The sequence below is a fragment of the Variovorax stachyos genome (assembly GCF_051400855.1).
Taxonomy (GTDB): domain Bacteria; phylum Pseudomonadota; class Gammaproteobacteria; order Burkholderiales; family Burkholderiaceae_C; genus Variovorax.
In genome coordinates this window covers 53,793-77,658 of sequence record NZ_JBLFFN010000012.1, presented here as the reverse complement: position 1 = coordinate 77,658, position 23,866 = coordinate 53,793, and the positions used below count along the sequence as shown (strand labels likewise).

Here is a 23,866-nt window from a genome sequence, read left to right as displayed (position 1 = left end):
TCTTCCGATAAGGGCGGGCGTGCGAGTCTACTGCGGCGCCCACCTCCTCGGCAGGCACCCTCCCCGCTTGGCGGGGAGGGCAGGGTCGGGTGCCGTGGACGCCCAAAGGGCTGCGCAGGCGCGAGCCGGCGTCAGCTCTTGTTCGCCTTCTGGAAGCGCTCGAGCTGCTCGTCGCCGCGCTTGACGGCCGCGTCGAGTGCCTCCTTGGCGCTCTTCTTGCCGTTCCAGATCTGCTCGGTTTCTTCGTCGATGATGGTGCGGATCTGCACGAAATTGCCCAGGCGGACGCCGCGCGACTTGTCGGTGGTCTTGCGGATCATCTGCGTCACGGCCACGTCGGTTCCCGGCTTTTCCTTGTAGAAGCCCGAGGCCTCGGTCAGCTTGTAGGCGGCCGTGGTGATGGGCAGGTAGCCGGTGCGCTTGTGGCTCTCGGACTGCACCTTGGTATCGGACAGGTAGTTGAAGAAGCTGGCCACGCCCTTGTAGTGGTCGGCCGGCTTGCCGGACATCACCCACAGGCTGGCGCCGCCGATCACCGTGTTCTGCGGTGCGCCCTTCACTTCGGGGTAGTAGGGCAGGGTCGAGATGCCGTACTTGAACTTGGCGTCCTTGGCCACGCGGGCGTACAGCCCCGACGAGCCGGTCATCATGGCGCATTCGCCGGAAGGAAAGGCGGCGTCGGCCGTGTTGTTGCGGCCCTTGTAGACGAAGGTGCCGTCCTTGGACATCTTGGCCAGGTTCTCGAAATGGCGCACTTGCAGCGGCGAGTTGAAGGCTAGGCGCGCGCTGGTGCCGCCGAAGCCGTTGTTCTGCGTCGCGTACAGGGTGTTGTGCCAGGCCGAGAAGCTCTCCAGCTGGGTCCAGCTCATCCAGCTCGTCGTGAATGGGCACCTGTGGCCGCTGGCCTTCAGCTTGTCGGCCGCCGCAATGACTTCGGGCCAGGTGGTCGGAGCCTTTTCAGGGTCCAGGCCTGCCGCCTTGAAGGCATCCTTGTTGTAGTAGAAGATCGTCGTCGAGCTGTTGAAGGGGAAGCTCAGCATCTGGCCGTTCGGCGCCGTGTAGTAGCCCGCCACCGCGGGCACGTAGACGCTGGGGTCGAACTTGGCTCCGCCCGAACTCATCACTTCGCCCACCGGCTTGATGGCACCCTTGGAGGCCATCATGGTCGCGGTACCCACCTCGAAGACCTGCAGGATGTCAGGCGCATTGCCGGAGCGAAAGGCGGCGATGGCTGCCGTCATCGACTCGTCGTACTGACCCTTGTAAGTCGGCACGACCTTGTAGTCCTTCTGGCTCTCGTTGTATTGCTTGGCCAGATCGTTGACCCATTCGCCGAGCGGGCCGCTCATGGAATGCCACCAGTGGATTTCAGTTTGGGCCATGGCAGGCGCCGAAAGCGTTGCCGAAAGCGCCGATGCCACGGCGAACGTCTTGAATCGCATGAGAGAGACTCCTGAGGAGGAAACAAAAGCGCGAATGCTAGGCCGCACGTATGACACGGCCGCGTCACATTCTGTCGCAGCTCAGCATCGGGCCAGTAGACGGGGAAACCCTTTTTGCGTGTGGGCCGCAGGGCTGCAGGAGGCTGCTTGCTGCGTCGCACCATGCTAGCATCGCCCTCCCATTTTTCAGGTACTGCTGCCTCCGCCTGAACTTCGGTCGGTCGGGGCCTCCGCCACGCGTATGAGCAAGACCTCCCTCGACAAAAGCAAGATCAAGTTTCTTCTGCTCGAAGGCATTCACCCCTCGGCTGTCGAAGTGTTGCGGGGAGCGGGCTATACCAGCATCGAGACCTTGCCCGGGGCCCTGCCGGAACAGGATCTGAAGCAGCGCCTGGGCGATGTGCATTTCCTCGGTATCCGCTCGCGCACGCAGCTGACGCCGGACGTCTTTGCCGCCGCGCAGAAGCTCGTTGCGGTCGGCGCCTTCTGCATCGGAACCAACCAGATCGATCTCGATGCCGCACGCGAGCACGGCGTGGCGGTCTTCAACGCCCCTTATTCCAATACGCGCTCGGTCGCCGAACTGGTGTTGGCCGAAGCCATCCTGCTGCTGCGCGGCATTCCGGAAAAGAGCGCGGTGGCGCACCGCGGCGGCTGGCTCAAGTCGGCCGAGAACGCATTCGAGATCCGCGGCAAGACGCTGGGCATCGTGGGCTACGGCTCGATCGGGGCGCAGCTTTCGGTGCTGGCCGAGGCGTTGGGCATGCAGGTCGCCTTCTTCGACGTGGTCACCAAGCTGCCGCTGGGCAACGCACGCCAGGTGCGCACGCTGAACGAGCTGCTGCTGCAGAGCGACATCGTGAGCCTGCACGTGCCCGAGACGCCGGCCACCCAGTGGATGATCGGCGCCAAGGAGATCGCCGCCATGCGGCCCGGGTCGATCCTGATCAATGCCTCGCGCGGCACGGTGGTGGACATCGAGGTGCTGGCCCAGGCGCTCAGGCAGAAGAAGCTGCTGGGCGCCGCGATCGACGTGTTCCCGGTCGAACCACGCAGCAACAAGGAGGAGTTCCAGTCGCCACTGCGCGGGCTGGACAACGTGATCCTCACGCCCCATATCGGCGGCTCCACCATGGAGGCGCAGGCCAACATCGGCCTCGAGGTGGCCGAGAAGCTGGTCAAGTACAGCGACAACGGCACCTCGACCTCCTCGGTCAACTTCCCCGAGGTGGCGCTGCCTGCCCACCCGGGCAAGCACCGGCTGCTGCACATCCACCGCAACGTGCCCGGCGTGCTCTCGGACATCAACCGCGTCTTTGCGGACAACAACATCAACATCGCCTCGCAGTACCTGCAGACCAACGAGAAGGTGGGCTACGTGGTGACGGACATCGACGCCGCCTACTCCGACCTCGCGCTGGAGAAATTGGCGAAGGTGCCGGGCACGATCCGCAGCCGGGTGCTGTTCTGAGCGCTGAGCGCGGGACTGTGCGTGCGGCCCTGACTTAAAATCGGCGGCCCTGGTTCAGGGGCGCGCAGCGCCCGACCGAGGCCCACCCCGATGAATGCACCGACCGCGTTGACGGCGTTGTTGTCGCAGGCCGCAGAGCCCGCGCGATTGCGTGAGATCCCCTACAACTACACCAGCTTCTCCGATCGCGAGATCGTGATCCGCCTTCTGGGCGAGCGCGGCTGGGACCTGCTGCAGACCTTGCGCGCCGAGCGCCGAACCGGCCGCTCCGCGCGCATGCTGTACGAGGTGCTGGGCGACATCTGGGTGGTGCAGCGCAATCCCTACCTGGTAGACGACCTGCTGGACAACCCGCGTCGGCGCGGCCAATTGGTGGATGCGCTCAGCCACCGCCTGTCCGAGGTGCAGAAGCGGCGCACCCCCGATGCCGCCGCCCAGCGCGATGCGCTGGTGGGCGAGCTCACCGCCCTGGTGGCGCAAGCGGTGCAGGCTTTCGACACCCTGTTCCGCGACGTCGCGGCGCTTCGCCGCAAGGCCACGCGCACGCTCGGCCGGCTCACCGCGCGCGACAACATCAAGTTCGACGGCCTGTCGCGCGTGTCGCACGTCACCGACGCGACCGACTGGCGCGTCGAATATCCCTTCGTCGTTCTGACGCCCGACAGCGAGGTCGAGATGGCCGCGCTCGTCAAGGGCTGCATCGAACTCGGCCTCACCATCATCCCGCGGGGCGGCGGCACCGGCTATACCGGCGGTGCGATCCCGCTGGCCTGGAACAGCGCCGTCATCAACACCGAAAAGCTGGAGGCGATGACCGAGGTCGAGTTCGTCACCCTGCCGGGCCTCGACCAGCCCGTGCCGACCGTCTGGACCGAGGCAGGCGTGGTGACCCAGCGCGTGGCCGATGCGGCCGAGCGCGCGGGCTTCGTGTTCGCGGTCGACCCCACCTCGGCCGAGGCCTCCTGCGTCGGCGGCAACGTCGCGATGAACGCGGGCGGAAAGAAGGCGGTGCTGTGGGGTACCGCGCTCGACAACCTGGCCTCGTGGCGCATGGTGACCCCCGATGCCGAGTGGCTGGAGGTTACGCGCATCGGCCACAACCTGGGCAAGATCCACGACGCCGAGAGCGCCGTCTTCGAGCTGCAGTACTTCGCGGCCGATGGCCGGACGAGGCTGCGCAGCGAGCGGCTCGAGATCCCCGGCAAGACCTTCCGCAAGGAGGGCCTCGGCAAGGACGTGACCGACAAGTTCCTCTCGGGCCTGCCGGGTATCCAGAAGGAGGGCTGCGACGGCCTGATCACCAGCTGCCGCTGGGTCGTGCACCGCATGCCGGCGCACACCCGCACGGTGTGCCTGGAGTTCTTCGGCAATGCCAAGGACGCGGTGCCCAGCATCGTCGAAATCAAGGACTTCATGTTCTCCCTGCAGAAGCGCTCGGGCAAGGATGGTGAAGGACCGGGTCCCTCCCCGGTCCTGCTGGCGGGTCTCGAACATCTGGACGATCGCTATCTCAAGGCCGTCGGCTACGCCACCAAGTCCAAGAAGCACGGCGGCCTGCCGAAGATGGTGCTGTTCGGTGACATTGCCGGCGACGATGCCGATGCAGTAGCGCGGGTTACCTCGGAGGTGGTACGCATCGCCAACTCGCGCAGTGGCGAGGGCTTCATCGCCATCAGCCCCGAGGCGCGCAAGAAGTTCTGGCTGGACCGCAAGCGCACCGCTGCGATCAGCCGCCACACCAACGCCTTCAAGATCAACGAGGACGTGGTGATCCCGCTGCCGCGAATGGCCGAATACACCGACGGCATCGAGCGCATCAACGTCGAGCTCTCGCTCAAGAACAAGCTGGCGCTCGCCGACGAGCTGGAGGCCTTCTTCTTGCGCGGAAACCTGCCTCTGGGCAAGAGCGACGACGCCAACGAGATCTCGTCGGCCGAGCTGCTGGAGGACCGCGTCGCGCAGGCCTTGGGGCTGGTGCGCGAGGTGCGTGCGCTGTGGCAGGGTTGGCTGGATCGGATCGACACGCTGTTCCCGCAGCTGCAGGACCATTCGCTGCGCGCCAGCTGGAAGACGCAGATCCGCGCGCCCCTCGCCGCCATCTTTTCCGGCGCCGAGTTCGCGCCCATCCTGGCCGAGTGCAACGCCATCCACCAGCGGGTGCTCAAGGGCCGGGTCTGGGTGGCGCTGCACATGCATGCCGGCGACGGCAACGTGCACACCAACATCCCGGTCAACAGCGACAACTACGAGATGCTGCAGACCGCGCACGCCGCGGTGGCGCGCATCATGGTGCTGGCGCGCAGCCTCGACGGCGTGATCTCCGGCGAGCACGGCATCGGCATCACCAAGCTCGAGTTCCTGTCCGACGACGAGCTGCGGCCCTTCGCGGACTACAAGCAGCGCATCGACCCCGAAGGCCGCTTCAACAAGGGCAAGCTGCTTCGGCCTTCGATGCACGCCGGCCCGGGCCTCTATGCCGACCTGACCAATGCCTACACGCCCAGCTTCGGGCTGATGGGCCACGAGTCGCTGATCATGCAGCAGAGCGACATCGGCGCCATCGCCGACAGCGTGAAGGACTGCCTGCGCTGCGGCAAGTGCAAGCCGGTGTGCGCCACCCACGTGCCGCGCGCCAACCTGCTCTACTCGCCGCGCAACAAGATTCTCGCGACCTCGCTGCTGGTCGAGGCCTTCCTTTACGAGGAGCAGACCCGGCGCGGCGTCAGCATCAAGCACTGGGAGGAGTTCGAGGACGTGGCCGATCACTGCACGGTCTGCCACAAGTGCCTCACGCCCTGCCCGGTGAACATCGACTTCGGCGACGTCTCGATGAACATGCGCAACCTGCTGCGCAAGATGGGCCAGAAGTCCTTCCGCCCCGGCAACGCGGCCGCGATGCTGTTCCTCAATGCCACCAACCCGCAGACCATCAAGGCCATGCGCACCGGCATGGTGGACATCGGCTTCAAGGCCCAGCGGCTGGTCAACGACCTGCTGCGCGGCCTGGCCAGGAAGCAGACCGCCGCTCCGCCGGCCACGCTGGGGCCGGCTCCGATCAAGGAGCAGGTGATCCACTTCATCAACAAGAAGATGCCGGGCGGCCTGCCCAAGAAGACCGCGAGGGCGCTTCTGGACATCGAGGATGCCGACTACGTGCCGATCATCCGCAACCCGAAGGCCACCACGCCAGAGACCGAGGCGGTGTTCTATTTCCCGGGCTGCGGCTCGGAGCGGCTGTTCTCGCAGGTGGGGCTGGCCACGCAGGCGATGCTGTGGCACGCGGGCGTACAGACCGTGCTGCCGCCGGGGTATCTGTGCTGCGGCTACCCGCAGCGCGGCAGCGGCCAGTACGACCGGGCCGAGAAGATGATCACCGACAACCGGGTGCTCTTCCACCGTGTCGCCAACACGCTGAACTACCTGGACATCAAGACCGTGGTGGTGAGCTGCGGCACCTGCTACGACCAGCTGCAGGGCTACCAGTTCGAGAAGATCTTCCCGGGCTGCCGGATCATCGACATCCACGAATATTTGCTCGAGAAGGGCATCACCCTCGAGAGCGCGACCGATCGGGCCAACGGCTCCGCCTACCTCTACCACGACCCCTGCCACAGCCCGATGAAGCTGCAGGATCCGATGAAGACGGTGAAGGCGCTGGTCGGCGAGCAGGTGCTCAAGAACGACCGCTGCTGCGGCGAATCCGGCACCTTCGGCGTGACGCGGCCGGACATCTCGACGCAGGTCCGCTTCCGCAAGGAGGAGGAGCTGCGCAAGGGCGAAGCCGCGCTTCGCGACGGCGGCATGGTCGCGCCCAAGGACAACGTCAAGATCCTCACCAGCTGCCCGAGCTGCCTGCAGGGCCTGAGCCGCTATGGCAAGGACCTCGAGAACGGCCTGCTCGAGGCCGACTACATCGTCGTCGAGATGGCCAACAGGATTCTCGGAAAGGACTGGATGCCCGCCTACGTGGCGGCTGCCAATCAGGGCGGCATCGAGCGGGTGCTGGTATGACGGGGCTGCGCGTGGCGGGCTGCCCGCTGTGCCAGGAGCCCGGCGGCCGCACGGTGTTCGAGGCACCTGCGCTTCGCGTCATCCACGCGGCCGAAGAGGGCTTTCCTGCCTTCTATCGCGTTGTCTGGAAAGACCATGTGGCCGAATGGTCCGATCTCGCGCCGGAAGATCGGGTGCTGTGCATGAACGCGGTGGTCGCGGTGGAGCAATGCCTGCGCGACGCGCTGGCGCCGGCCAAGATCAACCTCGCGGCGCTCGGCAACATGGTGCCGCACCTGCATTGGCACGTGATCGCGCGCTTTGATTGGGACACGCGCTTCCCCGGGCCGGTCTGGGCCGCCGCGCAGCGCGACCGCGACCTGCAACGCGAGGCCGCGATCGAGGTCAAACTGGAGGCGCTGGAACGGGACATGGCCCGGCGTCTGGCGACAAGGAGTTCTTGATGGCAGGTTTGCAAACGGGCGCGCCGACGCCCCAGTCGATCACAGTTCACAGCCAATCGCGCGTGCTGGAGGTGAGCTTTTCCGATGGCGCGAGTTTCCGCATCCCTTTCGAGCTGATGCGCATCTACTCGCCCTCGGCCGAAGTCCAGGGCCATGGGCCAGGACAGGAAGTGCTGCAGACCGGCAAGCGCGATGTCGACCTGCTGGACCTGCAGCCGGTCGGCAACTACGCCGTGCAGCCCAGCTTCTCCGATGGCCACGACACTGGCATTTACTCGTGGGACCTGCTGTACGAGCTCGGCGCGAAGCAGGAAGAACTGTGGGCGGAGTACGAGCAGCGCCTTGCCGCCGCGGGCGTCGACCGCGACGCGCCGATGGCCGAGAAGGGCGGCCACGCCTGCGGCAGCCACTGAAGAATCCGAGCTCTCTCGCCGCAAAAAGCAACGAATGCCCGCCGTCCTTGCAGGGGCGTCGGCTTGACATGAACGCTTCCGACCTAACATCGGATGGATGAGCAGCACCCATTTCGGCTTCGAGACGGTCGAGGAAGGCGACAAGGCACGACGCGTACGCGGCGTGTTCGATTCGGTCGCCAACCGCTACGACCTGATGAACGACCTGATGTCGGGTGGCCTGCATCGCGCCTGGAAGGCCTACACCGTGATGGTCGCCAACGTCGGCGAGGGCTCGAAGGTGCTGGACATCGCGGGCGGCACCGGCGACCTCGCCCTGGCCTTCGCGAAGAAGGTGGGTCCGAGCGGCGAGCTGATCCACACCGACATCAACGAGGCCATGCTGCGCACCGGTCGCGACCGGCTGCTCGATGCCGGCGTCGCGGTGCCCACGGTGGTCTGCGATGCCGAGAAGTTGCCTTTTCCCGACAACCACTTCGACCTCGTGAGCGTCGCCTTCGGCCTGCGCAACATGACGCACAAGGACCTGGCGCTCAAGGAGATGAACCGGGTGCTCAAGCCGCGCGGCAAGCTGCTGGTGCTGGAGTTCTCCAAGGTCGCCAAGCCCTTGTCGAAGATCTACGACTGGTACTCCTTCAGCGTGCTGCCGCGCCTGGGCAAGGTGGTCGCGGGCGATGACGCGAGCTACCGCTACCTGGCCGAATCGATCCGGATGCACCCCTCACAGGAGGGGCTCAAGACCCTCATGAAAGAGGGCGGTTTCGGGCATGTGGACTATCACAACATGACGGGGGGCGTCGTCGCCCTGCATGTTGGAATCAAGTGTTGATGATCAGAGAGATTTCTTTGCCGTTAGAGGAGACGTCATGAAAAGTTTGTTGTCCGTTTTGTTGGTGTGTGCCCTGGCTGTCGGAAGCATGGATGCCGACGCACGCCGCCTCGGCGGAGGGAAGTCCGTAGGCAAGCAGTCGAATAACGTGACGCAGCGTGAGGCGGCGCCCACCCCGCCCGCCACGCCCGGTGCCCCCGCACAGAGCAATGTGAACAGCGCGGCTGCCAAGCCTGCCGCTGCGGCGCCTGCTGCAGCGCCCAAGCGTCCATGGGGCGCGATGCTCGGCGGCCTGGCCGCGGGCCTGGGCCTGGCCTGGCTCGCCAACTCGCTCGGCCTGGGCGCGGCCTTCGGCAACATCCTGCTGATCGCGCTTCTGGTGCTTGCAGCGGTGGTGGTGTGGCGCATCTTCGCGGCCCGTTCGCGTGCCAACGGCGCGCAGCGCAGCGGCGGCTTCGCCTTCCAGGGCGCAGGCGGTCCAGCCAATGCTGCTTCGCCCGTGCAGTACAGCCCGAACAACGTCGGCAACGACGCCTCGGCCCGTCCCTGGGAGCGCAACACCGCGGCCTTCGACGCCAGCCCGGCACAGCCCGAGCACACAGTCGACCGCGGCGGCTCGTCGATGGCCGGCGCGGCGGCAGCCAGCGGCGGCAGCCTGATCGGCTCGGCCCTGAGCGGCGCGCAGTCCTGGGGCATCCCGGCCGGCTTCGACACGGAAGGCTTCCTGGCCGCGGCCAAGCGCAACTTCGTGACGCTGCAGGACGCCTGGGACCGTGCCGACATCGGCACCCTGCGTTCGATGATGACCGACGGCATGGTTGGCGAGATCCGCCAGCAACTGGGCGAGCGCGAGAACCACACGGGCGGCCAACCCAACAAGACCGAGGTGGTCATGCTGGACGCCAAGCTGCTGGGCATCGAGGAGCTGCCCGATGCCTACCTGGCGAGTGTCGAGTTCTCCGGCATGATCCGCGAGGACCTGTCCTCCGGCCCGAGCCCGTTCCGCGAAGTCTGGAACATGACCAAGCCGACCAGCGGTTCGAGTGGCTGGCTGGTTGCCGGCGTGCAGGCCCTGCAGTAGGCGCCTCGCGCTTCGAAGCCGGTCGCAAGACCGGGATAATGGGGACATGGTCACACCATCGTCCCCTTTTTCATTTCTCGACGATTTCATCAACCGCGTCGGCAGCCGCCTGCAGCCGCCGGGCTGGGTGATTCACGAGGTCCAGCATCGCGCCGTGCTCTTTCTCAACCACGTGCTGCAGCAGGAACCCGAAGCCCAGCAGCGCCTGGCGCGCCAGCAGGGCAGGGTGGTCGAATTCGAATGGCGATTCGTGACCATGAAGGTTGTCGCCACGCCGGCCGGTCTGCTCGACCTGGCACCGGAGGACGCGGTGCCCGAGCTCATGCTGGTGCTCGCCGAGACCTCGCCCTTTGGCTTGGCGCGGGCCGCCGTCCGCGGCGAGAAACCCGCGGTGCGGATCGAGGGCGACGTGCAGCTGGCCGCCGAGGTCAACTGGCTGGTCGACCACGTGCGCTGGGACGTGGAGGACGACTTGGCACGCCTGATCGGCGATGTGCCGGCTCACGCGGTAGCGAACGGTGCGCGGCGTGTGGCCGAGGGCCTGCGGCGGTTCGTCGGTGAGCGCGGAGGCAAGCCCGCCGGCTCCGCAGGCACCGAATGAGGCGCTTCTACCGCGGCGTCTTCATCGTCCTGGTCGCGCTGCGCTACGGGCTCGACGAGCTCGTGCTCACCAGCTTCCAGAAGCCCTGGCTGCGGGTGGTGGCGCGCATCGTTTCCTTCGGCCGCAAGCTCGACGCGCCCCGGGGCCAGCGCCTGCGCGAGGCACTGGAAAGCCTGGGGCCGATCTTCGTCAAGTTCGGGCAGGTGCTGTCGACGCGGCGCGACCTGCTGCCGGCGGACATCGCCGATGAGCTGGCCTGGCTGCAGGACCGCGTGCCGCCCTTCGACTCCAGGATCGCGATCGCGACCATCGAGCGCGCTTTCCGTCGCCCGGTAGGCGAGGTCTTCGTCGACTTCGACGAGACGCCAGTCGCCAGCGCCTCGATCGCCCAGGTGCACTTTGCGACCCTTCGGGAGTCCGGTGGGGCGATCCGCGAAGTCGCGGTCAAGGTGCTGCGGCCCGGGATGCGGGACGTGATCGAGAAGGACCTCGAGTTGATGGCCATGATGGCCGCATGGGTCGGGAACTTGTCGAGCGACGCCAAGCGCCTCAAGCCGCGCGAGGTGGTGGCCGAGTTCGACAAGTACCTGCATGACGAGCTCGACCTGGTGCGCGAGGCCGCCAACGCAGCCCAGTTGCGGCGCAACATGACCAAGCTCGAGCTGGTGATGATCCCCGAGATGTTCTGGGACTTCTGCCATCCCGAGGTGATCGTGATGGAGCGCATGAAGGGGGTGCCGATCGCGCAACTGGACCGCCTTCGCGCCGCCGGCGTCGACATCCCGAAGCTCGCGCGCGACGGCGTCACCATCTTCTTCACGCAGGTGTTCCGCGACGGCTTCTTCCATGCCGACATGCACCCCGGCAACATCCAGATCAGCCTGGAGCCTGCCACCTTCGGGCGCTACATCTCGCTGGACTTCGGCATCGTCGGCACGTTGACGGAGTCCGACAAGGAGTACCTGGCGCAGAACTTCGCCGCCTTTTTCCGGCGCGACTACAAGCGGGTGGCGGAGCTGCACCTGGAGAGCGGCTGGGTGCCCGAGGGCACGCGCATCGACGAGCTGGAGGCGGCGATCCGCACCGTCTGCGAGCCCTATTTCGATCGCCCCTTGAAGGAAATCTCGCTGGGCATGGTGCTGATGCGCCTGTTCCAGACTTCGCGCCGCTTCCACGTCGAGATCCAGCCGCAGCTGGTGCTGCTGCAGAAAACCCTGCTCAACATCGAGGGCCTGGGGCGCCAGCTCGACCCGGAGCTGGACCTGTGGCATACCGCCAGGCCGTTCCTGGAGAAATGGATGAGCGACCAGATCGGCCCGCGCAAGCTGCTGGAGCAGCTGCGCGACGAAGCGCCGCGTTACGCCAAGCTGCTGCCGCAGCTTCCTCGGCTGATGCACGATTTCCTCGAGAATCGGCCCGCCGACCACCGCCGCGAACTGCTGGAGCTGCTGGCCGCTCAAAAGCGGACCAACCGGCTCCTGCAAGCCATCATCTACGGTGGCATAGGTTTTGTATTGGGGTTGATCGCGATGCAGGTGCTGGTGCGCGTGCGTCTGTTCTGAATAGGAGGATCCCGCCGTGCTGCTGACCCTGGTCATCGTCTACCTGCTCGTCACGATCGCGATCGGCCTGTACGCCGCCAAGCGCGTGAAGAACACCACCGACTTCGCGATCGCCGGGCGGCACCTGCCGCTCTTCATGATCGTGACCACGACCTTCGCCACCTGGTTCGGCTCCGAGACCGTGCTCGGCATTCCCGCCAAGTTCATCGAGGGCGGGCTGCACGGCGTGGTCGAAGACCCGTTCGGCGCCGGCACCTGCCTGATCCTGGTTGGGCTGTTCTTTGCCGGCAAGCTCTACCGCATGACGCTGCTCACCATCAGCGACTACTACCGCGAGCGCTTCGGCCGCACCGTCGAGGTCGCCTGTTCGCTGATCATCATGCTGAGCTACCTGGGTTGGGTCTCGGCGCAGGTCACGGCGCTGGGGCTGGTGTTCAACCTGCTGTCGGGTGGTGTCGTCAGCATCCCGGCCGGCATGGTCATCGGCGTGATCTCGATCCTGGCCTACACGCTGTTCGGCGGCATGTGGTCGGTGGCGGTGACCGATTTCATCCAGATGATCATCCTGGTGCTCGGCTTGGCGGTGATCGCGATGTTCGCCGGCAACATGGCCGGCGGCGCCGACAAGGTAGTGGCCTTCGCCGCCAGCAAGGACCTGTTCCGCTTCTGGCCCGAGCCGAGCTGGAAGGAGATCGTCTTCTTCTTCGCCGCGGCCATCACCATGATGCTGGGCTCGATCCCGCAGCAGGACGTGTTCCAGCGCGTCATGTCGGCCAACAGCGTCAAGGCCTCGACCCGCGGGCCGGTGATCGGCGGCATCGCCTACATCCTGTTCGCCTTCGTGCCCATGTTCCTGGTGGCGAGCGCCCTGCTCATCATGCCGGAGCAGACCGCCACGCTGCTCAAGGACGATCCGCAGAAGGTGCTGCCCACCCTGGTGCTGGAGAAGATGCCTTTCGTGATGCAGGTGTTCTTCTTCGGGGCGCTGCTGTCAGCCATCAAGTCCACCGCGTCCGCCACCCTGCTGGCGCCCAGCGTCACCTTCACGGAAAACATCTGGCGCCAGTTCCGCCCGGCCGGCACCGACCGGGAGAACCTGCTGACCATGCGCATCACGGTGCTGCTGTTCAGCGCCGCGGTACTCGCCTATGCGATCCGCATGCAGGGCACCCCGATCTACGAGCTGGTCTCGGGCGCCTACCAGGTGCCGCTGGTAGGCGCCTTCGTGCCGTTGGTCTGCGGCCTGTACTGGCAGCGGGCGACCACCCAGGGCGCGGTGGCCTCCGTGGTGCTCGGTATCGGGGTGTGGCTCCTGTTCCTCGCCATGCCGTGGGGCGAGGAATTCCCGGCCCAGCTTGCCGGCGTGCTGGCCTCATTCGCGGGCATGTTCGCGGGTTCGCTGGCGCCGCAATGGCTCGCCAATCGGCGCACGCCGCACCGCCCGCTGGCGGTCGATCCCGTTTGAAAAGGTGTGAAGTACGCCTCTCGAGCCGGTGGTGGATGCAGGAAGGGCAAGCCTTGGGGCACCCTCGTGCCAACCTATAATTTAAAGCTTTGCGAGCAGCCGCCGGCCGCTCTTCTCCCCTCCTACCCATGCCTATCTACGCCTACAAGTGCAGCGCCTGCGGCTTTGCCAAGGACGTGCTGCAGAAACTGTCCGATGCGCCGCTGACGGATTGCCCGCACTGCGGCGCCAGCGCGTTCAGCAAGCAGGTCACCGCCGCCGGCTTCCAGCTGAAGGGCTCGGGCTGGTACGTGACCGATTTCCGCGATGGCGGGGGCAAGAAGGCAGCCGAGAAGGGCAATGGCGACAAGGGGACGAGCGCGCCCGCCGAGGGCACTCCCGCCTCGACTGGTGCCGCCGACGCGCCCGCGGCCGCCGCATCGCCCACTCCCACCCCGGCGCCCGCAACTGCTCCAGCCGCCTCCAAGGGCGACTGAGAGCCGCGCCCACGTCATGCACGCCCTGCGCAAATGGTTGCTGTCCGGCCTTCTGGTCATCGTGCCGCTGGTCATCACGCTGGGCGTTCTGAACTGGATCATCGGCACGCTGGATCAGACGCTGTGGCTGCTGCCCGAGCACTGGCAGCAATGGCTCACCGCGCACAAGGTGCGCGGGCTGGGCGTACTGCTGACTCTGGCGATCCTGCTGGTCGTCGGCGCCACCGCCAGCAACTTCATCGGCAAGCGCCTGCTGGGCTGGGGCGACGCAGTGGTGCGCCGCATCCCGGTGGTGCGCTCGATCTATTCCAGCGTCAAGCAGGTGTCGGACACGCTGTTCTCCGAGAACGGCAATGCCTTCCGCACCGCGGTGCTGGTCCAGTGGCCGCGCGACGGCTTCTGGACCATCGCCTTCGTGACCGGCGCGCCGGGTGGCGAGGTGCTCTCGGAACTGGGCGGCGGCGACTACCTGAGCGTCTACGTGCCCACCACGCCTAACCCGACGGGCGGCTATTTCGTGATGCTCAAGCGAAGCGATTGCATTGAACTCAGGATGAGCGTGGACGACGCGCTCAAGTACATCGTGTCGATGGGCGTGGTCGTTCCCGGCGGCCCCGCGACCATCGCGAACAGATAAAACAAGCGCCACCGACGGCGCCGGAATCCACTATGGCCATGCGTACACACTATTGCGGTCTCGTGACCGAAGCCCTGCTGGGCCAAACCGTCACCCTGTCCGGCTGGGTCAACCGCCGCCGCGATCACGGTGGCGTGATCTTCATCGACCTGCGCGACCGCGAGGGCTATGTCCAGGTGGTGTGCGACCCCGATCGCGCCGCCACCTTCGCCACCGCCGAAGGCCTGCGCAACGAGTTCTGCGTGCAGGTCACGGGCCTGGTGCGCGCGCGACCCGAGGGCACGATCAACGAGAACCTCAAGAGCGGCAAGATCGAGGTGCTGTGCCACGAGATGAAGGTCATCAACCCATCGGTGACGCCCCCTTTCCAGCTCGACGACGACAACCTCTCCGAGACCACCCGCCTCACGCACCGCGTGCTCGACCTGCGCCGTCCGGTGATGCAGCGCAACATGATGTTGCGCTACAAGGTCACGATGGAGGTGCGCAAGTTCCTCGACGCCAATGGATTCATCGACATCGAGACGCCGATGCTCGGCAAGTCCACGCCCGAGGGCGCGCGCGACTACCTGGTGCCCAGCCGGGTGCACGACGGCAGCTTCTTCGCGCTGCCGCAGTCGCCCCAGCTCTTCAAGCAGCTCCTGATGGTGTCCGGCTTCGACCGCTACTACCAGATCGTCAAATGCTTCCGCGACGAGGACCTGCGCGCCGACCGCCAGCCCGAGTTCACGCAGATCGACATCGAGACCTCCTTCATGGCCGAGGAGGAGATCCGCGAGATGTTCGAAGGCATGATCCGCAAGGTGTTCCGCAGCGCGGCCCAGGTCGAGCTGCCACCCTTCCCGGTCATGAGCTATGCCGATGCGATGTTCAAGTACGGCTCCGACAAGCCCGACCTGCGCGTGAAGCTGGAGTTCACCGAGCTCACCGACGTGATGCGCAATGTCGAGTTCAAGGTCTTCGCGCAGGCGGCCGGCATGACGGGCGGCCGCGTCGTCGCGCTGCGCGTGCCCGGCGGCGGCGCCGAGGGCGGCCTCTCGCGCGGCGACATCGATGCCTACACCGAGTTCGTCAAGATCTACGGCGCCAAGGGCCTGGCCTACATCAAGGTCAACGACGCGGCCCAGGGCCGCGAGGGCCTGCAGAGCCCGATCGTGAAGAACCTCAACGACGCCTCGCTGGCCGAGATCATCGCGCGCACCGGCGCACGCAACGGCGACATCCTGTTCTTCGGCGCCGACAAGGAGAAGATCGTCAACGACGCCATCGGCGCACTGCGCGTGAAGATCGGCCACAGCGCCTTCGGCCGCAAGAACGGCCTGTTCGAGGAACGCTGGGCGCCGTTGTGGGTGGTCGACTTCCCGATGTTCGAGTTCGACGAGGAAGGCCAGCGCTGGTCGGCCGTGCACCACCCGTTCACCTCGCCCAAGGACGGCCATGAGGACCTCATGGACACCGCCCCCGAAAAGTGCATCGCCAAGGCCTACGACATGGTGCTCAACGGCATCGAGATGGGCGGCGGCTCGGTGCGTATCCACCGCGAGGAGGTGCAGAGCAAGGTGTTCCGCGCCCTCAAGATCGGTCCGGAAGACGCGCAGAACAAGTTCGGCTTCCTGCTGGACGCGCTGCAGTACGGAGCGCCGCCGCATGGTGGCATCGCGATCGGCCTCGATCGGCTGGTGATGCTGATGACCGGCGCCGAGTCCATCCGCGACGTGATCGCCTTCCCCAAGACCCAGCGCGCCCAGGACCTCCTGACGCAGGCGCCGAGCCCGGTCGACGAGAAGCAGTTGCGCGAGCTGCATATCCGCTTGCGCAATCCCCAGCCGGCCGCCTGAGAGGGAAGGGGCGCAAGCATGAGCGAGCGGCCCTGGAAGATTCCTGAATCGGTGCTGGTGGTGATCCACACCCCGGCGCTCGAGGTTCTGCTGATCCAACGTGCCGACGCCGAGGATTTCTGGCAGTCGGTGACCGGCAGCAAGGATGACGTCGACGAGCCACTGGCGCTCACGGCGGCGCGCGAGGTCGCCGAGGAGACCGGCATCGACTGCCGCGAGGGCAGCGCGCTGGCCTGCCAGCTGCGCGACTGGCAGCTGCAGAACGTCTATGAGATCTATCCCCGCTGGCGTTCCCGCTATGCTCCAGGCGTCACCCACAACACCGAGCACCTGTTCGGCCTGTGCGTGCCCGAGCGCCTGACACCTCGGCTGGACCCGCGCGAGCACACGGCCTGGCGCTGGCTGCCCTACCGCGAGGCGGCCGATGCCTGCTTTTCCCCTTCGAATGCAGAAGCGATCCTGCTGCTGCCAAAATTTGCGCAATGAATTTGCCGAGCAGCACCCCAAGCGGCAGCAACCTAAGGGTCGCCACCTACAACATCCACAAGGGGGTGCAAGGCATCGGACCGACGCGGCGGCTCGAGATCCACAACCTGGGCCATGCCATCGAGCAACTGGACGCCGATATCGTCTGCCTCCAAGAAGTGCGCAAGATGAACCGCCAGGCCGCCGCGCGCTTCAGGCACTGGCCCGAGGTGCCGCAAGCCGATTTTCTGGCTCCCGAGGGCTACACCGCCATCTACGAGACCAATGCCATCACGCGGCATGGCGAACATGGCAACGCACTGCTCACGCGCTGGCCGGTGCTGCGCAAGACCCACCAGGACATTTCCGACCACCGCTTCGAGCAGCGCGGCCTGCTGCACGTGGCGATCGAGGTCGAAGGCCAGCCGGTGCATGCGATCGTGGTGCACCTTGGCCTGATCCGAGGCAGCCGGGTGCGCCAGATCGCCTTGCTGCGCGAGTTTATCGATCGCGAGATTCCGCCGGGCGAGGCGCTGGTGGTGGCCGGCGACTTCAACGACTGGGGTGCCCGCATGCGCTACGCGATGAACGCCATGGGCCTGCGCGACACCGGCGACCTGCGCGGCCCGCGCACGCTGACCTATCCTTCGCGCCTGCCGGTGACGCAGCTCGATTTCATCTACGGCCGGCAGGTCGAGGCGGTGGCGACCACCGTGCCGCGGGGGCCGATCTGGGCGCGAATGTCCGACCATCTGCCGCTGGTGGCTGACTTCGTGCTATCAAAACAATAGCTTGATGGTCAGGCAGGGAGCGCGCTGCAGGGACATTCGCTGTGGTTCATTCGCTGTTAGGATGCGCTGATGCTAAGGAAAATCGACACCGCGGAGCGCTCCGAGCCGGACGCCGGGGATGAGGGCACGCCCGTCTCCGTGAAAATCCGGGAGCGCCTGCTGGCAGCGCGCAAGCGTTTCAATGCCAACGACAACATCGCCGAGTTCGTCGAGCCCGGCGAGCTGGAGAGCTTGCTCGACGAGGTCGAACACAAGATGAAGGCCGTGCTCGAGGCGCTGGTGATCGACCTCGAGAACGACCACAACACCGAGAACACCGCGCGCCGCGTCGCCAAGATGTACCTGAACGAGGTGTTCAAGGGCCGCTACGTGGCCCAGCCCTCGCTCACCGAGTTCCCTAACGCCGAGCATCTGAACGAGCTCATGATCGTCGGTCCGATCACGGTGCGCAGCGCCTGCTCGCACCACTTCTGCCCGATCATCGGCAAGCTCTGGGTCGGCGTGATGCCCAACGAGAAGACCAACGTCATCGGCCTGTCCAAGTACGCGCGGCTGGCCGAGTGGGTCATGAGCCGTCCCCAGATCCAGGAAGAGGCCGTGGTCCAACTGGCCGACCTGATCCAGGAGCGCACCCAGCCCGACGGGCTGGCGCTGGTGATGGAGGCCGAGCATTTCTGCATGCAATGGCGCGGCGTCAAGGAGATGGACAGCAAGATGATCAACTCCGTGATGCGCGGCGTCTTCCTCAAGGATTCCAACCTGCGGCGCGAATTCCTCGCGCTGATCCCGCGTCGGAGTTGAACGCCATGCTCGTACGCCTGCTCTATGTCAGCCGTGCCGTCGACACCAGCCCCGGCGCGGTGGAGGCGATCCTCGCGCAATCGCGCTCCCACAACATCGCCTGCGGCGTCACAGGCATCCTCTGCTACGGCGGCGGTGTGTTCCTGCAGGCCATCGAGGGCGGTCGGACCGCGATCAGCGAGCTCTATGGTCATATCCAGAGGGATCCGCGCCACAAGGACGTGGTGCTGCTGCACTACGAGGAAATCACGGAACGCCGCTTCGGCGGCTGGACCATGGGGCAGGTCAACCTGTCCAAGCTCAACGTCTCGACCCTGCTCAAGTACTCGGAAAAGCCGGAGCTCGACCCGTATTCGGTCTCGGGCAAGGTTTCGCTCGCGCTGCTGGAAGAGCTGATGGCGACTGCCGCCATCGTCGGCCGTCACTGAGGGCGGCATCGCGCGGTGCCCTCCCTGCTGCTGGGCTGCGATTTCTCCAGCGCGCCGAGCGCGCGCAAACCCATCGTGCTGGCCCTGGGCTGCGCCACGCCGGATGGCGTGGCGTTGCGGCGGCTCGAGCGCTTCGCCTCACTGGAAGCTTGGCGCGGGTGGCTGGCCGACCAGCCTGCCTGGGTCGGCGCTTTCGACTTTCCCTTCGGTTTGCCGCGCGAGTTGGTCGCGCATCTCGGTTGGCCGATGCAATGGCGGGCGCTGGTCGCGCACTATGCCGGCCTGGATCGTGCCCTGATCCGGGAGACCTTCGCCGCCTTCTGCGCAGCCCGGCCCGTGGGCGGCAAGTTCGCACACCGCGCCACCGACGCGCCGGCCGGCTCCAGCCCTTCCATGAAATGGGTCAACCCGCCCGTAGCCTTCATGCTGCATGCCGGCGTGCCGCGGCTGCTCGAGGCCGGTGCGGCCTTGCCGGGCCTGCATGCCCCGGCCGGCACCGCGGGGCGCATCGCACTGGAGGGCTACCCGGGACTGCTGGCGCGGGAGCTGATCGGGCGGCGCAGCTACAAGAGCGACGCCGCCGCCTTACAGACTGCCCGGCACAGCGAAGCGCGGGCCGAGCTGCTTGCCGCGCTCGAAGGCGGCGCCACGCGCCTGGGCCTCCGGCTGGCGCTGGGCGGTGCCGAGCGCGACCAGTTACTGGCCGACGCCCGTGGCGACTGCCTCGACGCCGCGCTGTGCCTTGTGCAGGCCGCCTGGGGCGCTGCCCGCCGCACGAGCGCCGGCCCGGGCTACGGGCTGCCTGAGGCCATGGACCCGCTCGAAGGCTGGATCCTCACCGCCTGAAGTCCTACAGCACCTCTGGATGGTGCCGGGACTCGACTTTCAGATCCGCTCGGTAGGCTGGCTCGATGGCCCGAGACGGCCGCTCATCCAAGGAGCTTGTCATGAACCCACCCACTTCCAGGCGCAGCCGGCTCGCATTGATGCTGGCAGGCGGTGTCCTGGCGCTGGCCGCCTGCGACAAGGGCGGCAAGCAGACGGCCGGCGAGAAGCTGGATTCGGCCATCGCCAAGACCGAACAAGCAGGAGACGAGGCGAAGGCCAAGGCCGAACGCCTGACCCGGGAAGCCACGCAGAAGGCCGAGTCGTCCAGTGCTTCGGCCGAGTCCACGATCAAGCGAGAGTCCCAAGACGCCACCGACGCGGCCAAGACAGCAAGCGCCTCGGTGGCCGCCACACTCGACGACGCCGCGATCACAGCCGCCGTGTCGGCGGGCTTGGCCAAGGACCCCGACCTGAGCGCGGCCAGGATCGACGTCGACACCAAGGGCGGAACCGTGGTGCTCAAGGGCCCGGCGCCCAGCGCCGCGGCCAAGATTCGCGCGACGGAGATCGCCAAGGCGGTGAAGGGCGTCGGCGGCGTCGACAACCAGCTGGAGGTAAAGACCATGTAGGCCCGACGCCTTGGGCAGTCCAGCAAAAAAGCCCGGCAAGCCGGGCTTTTTTGCTGGCGCGCGCTCCGCACGCGGTGCTCAGTGGCCGAGCCAGTCCTTCAACTCGTCGGCATGCTCTTCTTCGTCGGCCAGGATCTGCTCGAGTATGCGCCGGGTGGTGGGGTCCTTGTCCCCGACCAGCGAGATCATCTGCCGGTAGGTCTCGATGGCGATGCGCTCGGCCACCAGGTTGGCGCGCACCATGGCCTGCAGGTCCTTGGCTTCGTCGTATTGGGCGTGGCTGCGCTCGCGCAGGGTCTGCGGGTTGAAGTCCGGATCGCCTCCCAGCTGCACGATGCGCTCCGCGATCTTGTCGGCATGGGCAGACTCTTCGTTGGCGTGCACCAGGAATTCGTCGGCGATCGGCGGCGAGGCTTGGCCGCTCGCGGTGAAATAGTGGCGCTTGTAGCGCAGCACGCAGACCAGCTCGGTCGCCAGTGCGTCGTTGAGCAGTTTCACGATGTCGTCGCGCCAAGGGCCATAGCCCGGTGTCACGGCGCCCTCGTCGAGGCTTTGGGACGCTGCGTCGATCTTGGCTTGGTCCAGCACCAGGCGCTGGGGCTTCTCGGCTATTGCGTTTGTCATGGGGAATCCTTTCGTGGGGGACTGTTCGGGTTCTTGTGCATCAGCGTGGTCACGAGATCGGCCAGGTCCGATGTCTTGAGCACCGCGGCGAGCACTGCCGTGATGGACAGCAGGCGCCAGGGTCTGATCAGCACGATCAGTGCTCCCGTCCCGGCCGCGGCGGCGATGAGCTTGGCCGGCTGTTCGCGCGCGTATCGCTCGATCAGGGGCCGGGCGAGCTGCCCCGCCGCGTTGGCGGGATGGCGGTGCCACCAGCGCTGCACGACGTTGCGCGCCATCGCGGCCCAGGGGACGCGGTCGATGATCGTTTCCCGCCGCGTCCGTTGCGCAGCCGCTTCCTCGACCGGCTCCCTGTCGTACGCGCGCTGCCCGCGCCCCTGCAACTGCGCGACCAGCGCACGCCGGGAAATGGCGAGCCGCTCCTGCGGCGTCAGGCCCTCGTGTTCAGCGGGCACCGGCGTCTCCCGCGGCATGGAGAGCCTGAATGTCCGCATCCACCTGTGCGCGCAATTCGTTGAATCCGTGGAACTCGATGGGGCGCGCGGCGATGTAGCCGGCGATCAGCGCGATGGCCGCCGATACGCCTGGAACCGCGACCAGCACCCAATGAAACCCGCCCTGGACCACGCCCAGCATGATGGCCGTTCCCGTCAGGCCCAAGGCCAGCATGCCGCTGACCGCTGCAAGAACGCCGGCGATGAGCCGGCCTATCAGCCCCTTGCTCGCCTCCGCCGCCTCGAGCCTGAGCAGCGCCGCGTAGTTCGAGGCATGTTGGACGAACAGCTCGGGATGCCTGAGCACCGTGGAAAAAATGGGATGGAACATGGTGCGGCAGGCGGCAGCAGGGGCGGGGCGGCTTCAGGTCAGTAGTCGTCCCGGCTGCGGCGGCTGGCGAGCACGATGAGGGCGGTGATGATGGCGCCGGCTGCGGCGGCGACGAGCACCGAGCGCACCGGTTGATCGGCAATGTACCGGCCTGTCACGTCGGCCGCCTGTTCCAGGCGGCGCTGGGCGCGGGCGCTGGTCGTCGAGGCGGCATCCAGGCCGCGCTGCACGGCTTGCTGCACACGGGCGGCGAGCTGCTCGACTGTGGGCTCGGCCTCGCGGCGCAGGTCGCGAACCTTCTCGCCTGCGGCGTTCACCGCGTTCTGGGCGTAGGCGCGGGTGGAGTCGATGGCGTCGCTGGCCGTCGTACGTGCCTCTTCAGCCAGCTGCGAGGGGGTCTTGATCGTGCTCATGAGAAAAGTCCTTCCGGGAGAAAAATTGCGAGAGCCTGCTCATCGTAACGATGCAGTCATCGTCGCATCAAGCCCGCGATGAAACTGGCGAGCGCCAGCACGATGAAGATGACGAAGAGGATCTTGGCGATGCCCACCGCGCTGGCCGCGATGCCGCCGAAGCCGAAGACTGCAGCGATGAGCGCGATGACCAGGAACACGACTGCGTAGTACAACATGCTGGACTCCTTTTTTTCGAGCTGTCTCGTTATGTGGATCACGGCTCTTCGCCGTTGCAAGAGCGTGGAACGAACGTTAAATGAGGGCCCTTCAAGACCCTGTCAGCAGCCGAGGGCTGGGGGCGTAGGAGAGGGCCGAATCGCGCCAGCCTGCGAGTGCGTGGGCTGCGCTCAAGCCAGCTGGCTGGCCGGTAAAGGGCTGGCTGCGGCGGCAGTGGGCAGACTGGCGCTCAGGCGCGTCCCTTGGCCCGGTGCCGACGAGATGGTCAGCTTGCCCTTCGCCGTCTCGACGCGGTGCTGCATGCCTGCCAGGCCGTGAGAGGACGCGCGCGCGGCCTGGACGTCGAAGCCCTTGCCGTTGTCGCTCACCTCCACCACGACGTGGTTGCCGTAGTTCTGCATCACGATGCTGGCCTCGGTTGCCTGCGCGTACTTGCCGATGTTGGTCAGGCCCTCCTGCACCATCCGATAAACGGTGAGCTGGTTGGCTTCGTCGAGAACCACAGGCTCGAGCACCATCTCGATCTCGACGCCGGAGCGCTCGGCGAACTCGCGCCCCAGGATCTCGAGCGAGGCGATGAGGCCGAGGTTGGCGAGCGAGGAGGGCCTCAGGTCCTCGATGATGCGGCGCTTGAGCGCGATGCCGCTGTTGAGCAGTTCGTTCATGTGCTGCAGCCGCTGTATCGCTTCCGGCGAATCGACCAGACGGGATTTCAGCCGTGCGACGTCGAGCTTGGCAGCGGTCAGCAGAGAGCCCAGCTCGTCGTGCAGCTCGCGAGCGAGAAAGCCGCGCTCGGTCTCCCGCACCTCCTGCAGATGAGTGGCGAGCTCGGCCAGCGTCGCGGTCCGCTCCCGCACCTCGTCCTCCAGCGCATTGCGCTCGCGCTGCAATGCTTCCTGCTGGCGCTCGCCGGCCGAGCGCAGCGCATGCGTCTGGCGCAGGTACAGATAGAAGGCCGCGAGCCCCGCCAGCGCCACCAGCCCGATGCCGATGCGAGCGAAGCGCAGCGAGCTTGCGATCTGCGCCTGTCCTCGCATCAGGGCTTCGTTGCTGAGCGCGATCAGCTCGCCCGCCTGCTGACGGATGGCTTCCATTTCCTCGCGGCCGACATCCGTGGTGATCACGAATTTCCAGGCATCGTCGTTGCCCTCCCGCCGCAGCCGTACGCTCATGTCGATCTCCGCGAGCTTGCGCGAGACATGCTTGGCGAGCTCGGCCAGCCGCGCAGACTCCGCAGGGCGGGTGGCGTAAAGTGACTGGAGCGCGGCCAGCTGGCCATCGACCTTCTTGACCGCGCTGTCGTAAGGTTCGCGATAGCGCGCTTCCCCCGTCAACAAGTAGCCTCGCTGACCCGTTTCGGCGTCTACGATGCTTTGGAGCAGAAGATTGAGTGCGAGCCGTATCCGCTGGGCCTCGCTGACCTCCGTCAGCGCCCTTGTGGATTGCCGGTAGCCAGCCTCGTTGATGCCCACGAGCGCAAGCGCCGCGAGCATCGCGAGCGTGAGGCCGGCGGCCATCTTGGGGAAAGCTAACCAGCGCATGGGGTCTCCGCGGGACGCGAGCAGTTCAAATTC

General features: G+C 66.4%; 25 protein-coding genes. 18 read left to right on the top strand and 7 right to left on the bottom strand.

Annotation, left to right across the window (positions count from 1 at the left end; translation table 11 throughout):
- Positions 1–131: 131 nt before the first annotated feature.
- Positions 132–1,442, bottom strand: a complete 1,311-nt coding sequence (gene ugpB, locus ACMGEZ_RS20650) for a sn-glycerol-3-phosphate ABC transporter substrate-binding protein UgpB (protein WP_436824145.1) — start codon at positions 1,440–1,442, stop codon at positions 132–134.
- A gap of 241 nt (positions 1,443–1,683) precedes the next feature.
- On the opposite strand from ugpB, the gene serA reads away from it, so the two are divergent.
- The 18 genes from serA to ACMGEZ_RS20560 all read left to right on the top strand — a co-directional run bounded on the left by serA (position 1,684) and on the right by ACMGEZ_RS20560 (position 20,211).
- Positions 1,684–2,913 carry a phosphoglycerate dehydrogenase gene (gene serA, locus ACMGEZ_RS20645; RefSeq protein WP_436824144.1) on the top strand — a complete coding sequence of 410 codons (1,230 nt, stop codon included), beginning with the start codon at positions 1,684–1,686 and terminating at the stop codon, positions 2,911–2,913.
- A gap of 90 nt (positions 2,914–3,003) precedes the next feature.
- Positions 3,004–6,924 carry a DUF3683 domain-containing protein gene (locus ACMGEZ_RS20640; protein ID WP_436824143.1) on the top strand — a complete coding sequence of 1,307 codons (3,921 nt, stop codon included), beginning with the start codon at positions 3,004–3,006 and terminating at the stop codon, positions 6,922–6,924.
- Complete coding sequence (locus tag ACMGEZ_RS20635) at positions 6,921–7,367, top strand: HIT family protein (protein WP_436824142.1); 447 nt, start codon at positions 6,921–6,923, stop codon at positions 7,365–7,367. Before ACMGEZ_RS20640 ends, ACMGEZ_RS20635 begins: the two co-directional genes overlap by 4 nt.
- The gene (locus tag ACMGEZ_RS20630) at positions 7,367–7,780 is read left to right on the top strand and encodes a gamma-butyrobetaine hydroxylase family protein (RefSeq protein ID WP_436824141.1); all 414 of its coding nucleotides are present in this window, start codon (positions 7,367–7,369) and stop codon (positions 7,778–7,780) included. The genes ACMGEZ_RS20635 and ACMGEZ_RS20630 overlap by 1 nt, the downstream gene beginning before the upstream one ends.
- Positions 7,781–7,877: 97 nt before the next feature.
- Entirely contained in the window at positions 7,878–8,609 is a 732-nt protein-coding gene (gene ubiE / locus ACMGEZ_RS20625) for a bifunctional demethylmenaquinone methyltransferase/2-methoxy-6-polyprenyl-1,4-benzoquinol methylase UbiE (RefSeq protein ID WP_436824140.1), read from the top strand.
- 37 nt (positions 8,610–8,646) lie between these two features.
- Entirely contained in the window at positions 8,647–9,690 is a 1,044-nt protein-coding gene (locus ACMGEZ_RS20620) for a Tim44 domain-containing protein (protein ID WP_436824139.1), read from the top strand.
- A 46-nt stretch (positions 9,691–9,736) separates the two neighbouring features.
- The gene (locus ACMGEZ_RS20615) at positions 9,737–10,291 is read left to right on the top strand and encodes a ubiquinone biosynthesis accessory factor UbiJ (protein ID WP_436824138.1); all 555 of its coding nucleotides are present in this window, start codon (positions 9,737–9,739) and stop codon (positions 10,289–10,291) included.
- Positions 10,288–11,853 (top strand): ubiquinone biosynthesis regulatory protein kinase UbiB, encoded by a 1,566-nt coding sequence (gene ubiB / locus ACMGEZ_RS20610; protein ID WP_436824137.1) that lies wholly within the window; start codon positions 10,288–10,290, stop codon positions 11,851–11,853. The genes ACMGEZ_RS20615 and ubiB overlap by 4 nt, the downstream gene beginning before the upstream one ends.
- Before the next feature lie 16 nt (positions 11,854–11,869).
- On the top strand, positions 11,870–13,318 hold the full coding sequence (locus tag ACMGEZ_RS20605) for a high affinity choline transporter 1 (RefSeq protein WP_436824136.1): 1,449 nt from the start codon (positions 11,870–11,872) through the stop codon (positions 13,316–13,318).
- A gap of 128 nt (positions 13,319–13,446) precedes the next feature.
- Positions 13,447–13,794: an FmdB family zinc ribbon protein gene (locus tag ACMGEZ_RS20600; RefSeq protein WP_436824135.1), complete on the top strand. Its 348-nt coding sequence runs from the start codon at positions 13,447–13,449 to the stop codon at positions 13,792–13,794.
- Positions 13,795–13,810: 16 nt separating this feature from the next.
- Positions 13,811–14,431 carry a DUF502 domain-containing protein gene (locus ACMGEZ_RS20595; protein ID WP_436824134.1) on the top strand — a complete coding sequence of 207 codons (621 nt, stop codon included), beginning with the start codon at positions 13,811–13,813 and terminating at the stop codon, positions 14,429–14,431.
- 32 nt (positions 14,432–14,463) lie between these two features.
- On the top strand, positions 14,464–16,269 hold the full coding sequence (aspS, locus tag ACMGEZ_RS20590) for an aspartate--tRNA ligase (protein ID WP_436824133.1): 1,806 nt from the start codon (positions 14,464–14,466) through the stop codon (positions 16,267–16,269).
- Between the two features lie 18 nt (positions 16,270–16,287).
- Positions 16,288–16,755, top strand: coding sequence for a dihydroneopterin triphosphate diphosphatase (nudB, locus tag ACMGEZ_RS20585; protein ID WP_436824132.1), 468 nt, complete (start codon positions 16,288–16,290; stop codon positions 16,753–16,755).
- Positions 16,752–17,525, top strand: coding sequence for an endonuclease/exonuclease/phosphatase family protein (locus ACMGEZ_RS20580; protein ID WP_436824131.1), 774 nt, complete (start codon positions 16,752–16,754; stop codon positions 17,523–17,525). Before nudB ends, ACMGEZ_RS20580 begins: the two co-directional genes overlap by 4 nt.
- A 69-nt stretch (positions 17,526–17,594) precedes the next feature.
- Entirely contained in the window at positions 17,595–18,326 is a 732-nt protein-coding gene (folE, locus tag ACMGEZ_RS20575; RefSeq protein ID WP_436824130.1) for a GTP cyclohydrolase I, read from the top strand.
- Positions 18,327–18,331: 5 nt separating this feature from the next.
- The gene (locus ACMGEZ_RS20570) at positions 18,332–18,754 is read left to right on the top strand and encodes a BLUF domain-containing protein (RefSeq protein WP_436824129.1); all 423 of its coding nucleotides are present in this window, start codon (positions 18,332–18,334) and stop codon (positions 18,752–18,754) included.
- A 24-nt stretch (positions 18,755–18,778) separates the two neighbouring features.
- Positions 18,779–19,600, top strand: coding sequence for a DUF429 domain-containing protein (locus ACMGEZ_RS20565; protein WP_436824239.1), 822 nt, complete (start codon positions 18,779–18,781; stop codon positions 19,598–19,600).
- Between the two features lie 101 nt (positions 19,601–19,701).
- Entirely contained in the window at positions 19,702–20,211 is a 510-nt protein-coding gene (locus ACMGEZ_RS20560; RefSeq protein WP_436824128.1) for a BON domain-containing protein, read from the top strand.
- A 78-nt stretch (positions 20,212–20,289) separates the two neighbouring features.
- On the opposite strand, the gene ACMGEZ_RS20555 is transcribed toward ACMGEZ_RS20560, so the two are convergent.
- The 6 genes from ACMGEZ_RS20555 to ACMGEZ_RS20530 all read right to left on the bottom strand — a co-directional run bounded on the left by ACMGEZ_RS20555 (position 20,290) and on the right by ACMGEZ_RS20530 (position 23,833).
- Positions 20,290–20,835: a ferritin-like domain-containing protein gene (locus ACMGEZ_RS20555; protein WP_436824127.1), complete on the bottom strand. Its 546-nt coding sequence runs from the start codon at positions 20,833–20,835 to the stop codon at positions 20,290–20,292.
- On the bottom strand, positions 20,832–21,290 hold the full coding sequence (locus ACMGEZ_RS20550; protein ID WP_436824126.1) for a hypothetical protein: 459 nt from the start codon (positions 21,288–21,290) through the stop codon (positions 20,832–20,834). The genes ACMGEZ_RS20555 and ACMGEZ_RS20550 overlap by 4 nt, the downstream gene beginning before the upstream one ends.
- Positions 21,280–21,660 carry a hypothetical protein gene (locus ACMGEZ_RS20545; RefSeq protein ID WP_436824125.1) on the bottom strand — a complete coding sequence of 127 codons (381 nt, stop codon included), beginning with the start codon at positions 21,658–21,660 and terminating at the stop codon, positions 21,280–21,282. The genes ACMGEZ_RS20550 and ACMGEZ_RS20545 overlap by 11 nt, the downstream gene beginning before the upstream one ends.
- A gap of 38 nt (positions 21,661–21,698) precedes the next feature.
- Positions 21,699–22,073, bottom strand: coding sequence for a hypothetical protein (locus ACMGEZ_RS20540; protein WP_436824124.1), 375 nt, complete (start codon positions 22,071–22,073; stop codon positions 21,699–21,701).
- A gap of 56 nt (positions 22,074–22,129) precedes the next feature.
- Complete coding sequence (locus tag ACMGEZ_RS20535; RefSeq protein WP_083944504.1) at positions 22,130–22,291, bottom strand: DUF1328 domain-containing protein; 162 nt, start codon at positions 22,289–22,291, stop codon at positions 22,130–22,132.
- A 171-nt stretch (positions 22,292–22,462) separates the two neighbouring features.
- Positions 22,463–23,833, bottom strand: a complete 1,371-nt coding sequence (locus ACMGEZ_RS20530; RefSeq protein ID WP_436824123.1) for a CHASE3 domain-containing protein — start codon at positions 23,831–23,833, stop codon at positions 22,463–22,465.
- Positions 23,834–23,866 lie beyond the last annotated feature (33 nt).

Coding starts and splice junctions, on each gene's coding strand:
- ugpB (WP_436824145.1), bottom strand. CDS start 1,442: ATGCGATTCAAGACGTTCGCCGTGGCATCGGCGCTTTCGGCAACGCTT.
- serA (WP_436824144.1), top strand. CDS start 1,684: ATGAGCAAGACCTCCCTCGACAAAAGCAAGATCAAGTTTCTTCTGCTC.
- ACMGEZ_RS20640 (WP_436824143.1), top strand. CDS start 3,004: ATGAATGCACCGACCGCGTTGACGGCGTTGTTGTCGCAGGCCGCAGAG.
- ACMGEZ_RS20635 (WP_436824142.1), top strand. CDS start 6,921: ATGACGGGGCTGCGCGTGGCGGGCTGCCCGCTGTGCCAGGAGCCCGGC.
- ACMGEZ_RS20630 (WP_436824141.1), top strand. CDS start 7,367: ATGGCAGGTTTGCAAACGGGCGCGCCGACGCCCCAGTCGATCACAGTT.
- ubiE (WP_436824140.1), top strand. CDS start 7,878: ATGAGCAGCACCCATTTCGGCTTCGAGACGGTCGAGGAAGGCGACAAG.
- ACMGEZ_RS20620 (WP_436824139.1), top strand. CDS start 8,647: ATGAAAAGTTTGTTGTCCGTTTTGTTGGTGTGTGCCCTGGCTGTCGGA.
- ACMGEZ_RS20615 (WP_436824138.1), top strand. CDS start 9,737: ATGGTCACACCATCGTCCCCTTTTTCATTTCTCGACGATTTCATCAAC.
- ubiB (WP_436824137.1), top strand. CDS start 10,288: ATGAGGCGCTTCTACCGCGGCGTCTTCATCGTCCTGGTCGCGCTGCGC.
- ACMGEZ_RS20600 (WP_436824135.1), top strand. CDS start 13,447: ATGCCTATCTACGCCTACAAGTGCAGCGCCTGCGGCTTTGCCAAGGAC.
- ACMGEZ_RS20595 (WP_436824134.1), top strand. CDS start 13,811: ATGCACGCCCTGCGCAAATGGTTGCTGTCCGGCCTTCTGGTCATCGTG.
- aspS (WP_436824133.1), top strand. CDS start 14,464: ATGGCCATGCGTACACACTATTGCGGTCTCGTGACCGAAGCCCTGCTG.
- nudB (WP_436824132.1), top strand. CDS start 16,288: ATGAGCGAGCGGCCCTGGAAGATTCCTGAATCGGTGCTGGTGGTGATC.
- ACMGEZ_RS20580 (WP_436824131.1), top strand. CDS start 16,752: ATGAATTTGCCGAGCAGCACCCCAAGCGGCAGCAACCTAAGGGTCGCC.
- folE (WP_436824130.1), top strand. CDS start 17,595: ATGCTAAGGAAAATCGACACCGCGGAGCGCTCCGAGCCGGACGCCGGG.
- ACMGEZ_RS20570 (WP_436824129.1), top strand. CDS start 18,332: ATGCTCGTACGCCTGCTCTATGTCAGCCGTGCCGTCGACACCAGCCCC.
- ACMGEZ_RS20560 (WP_436824128.1), top strand. CDS start 19,702: ATGAACCCACCCACTTCCAGGCGCAGCCGGCTCGCATTGATGCTGGCA.
- ACMGEZ_RS20555 (WP_436824127.1), bottom strand. CDS start 20,835: ATGACAAACGCAATAGCCGAGAAGCCCCAGCGCCTGGTGCTGGACCAA.
- ACMGEZ_RS20545 (WP_436824125.1), bottom strand. CDS start 21,660: ATGTTCCATCCCATTTTTTCCACGGTGCTCAGGCATCCCGAGCTGTTC.
- ACMGEZ_RS20540 (WP_436824124.1), bottom strand. CDS start 22,073: ATGAGCACGATCAAGACCCCCTCGCAGCTGGCTGAAGAGGCACGTACG.
- ACMGEZ_RS20535 (WP_083944504.1), bottom strand. CDS start 22,291: ATGTTGTACTACGCAGTCGTGTTCCTGGTCATCGCGCTCATCGCTGCA.
- ACMGEZ_RS20530 (WP_436824123.1), bottom strand. CDS start 23,833: ATGCGCTGGTTAGCTTTCCCCAAGATGGCCGCCGGCCTCACGCTCGCG.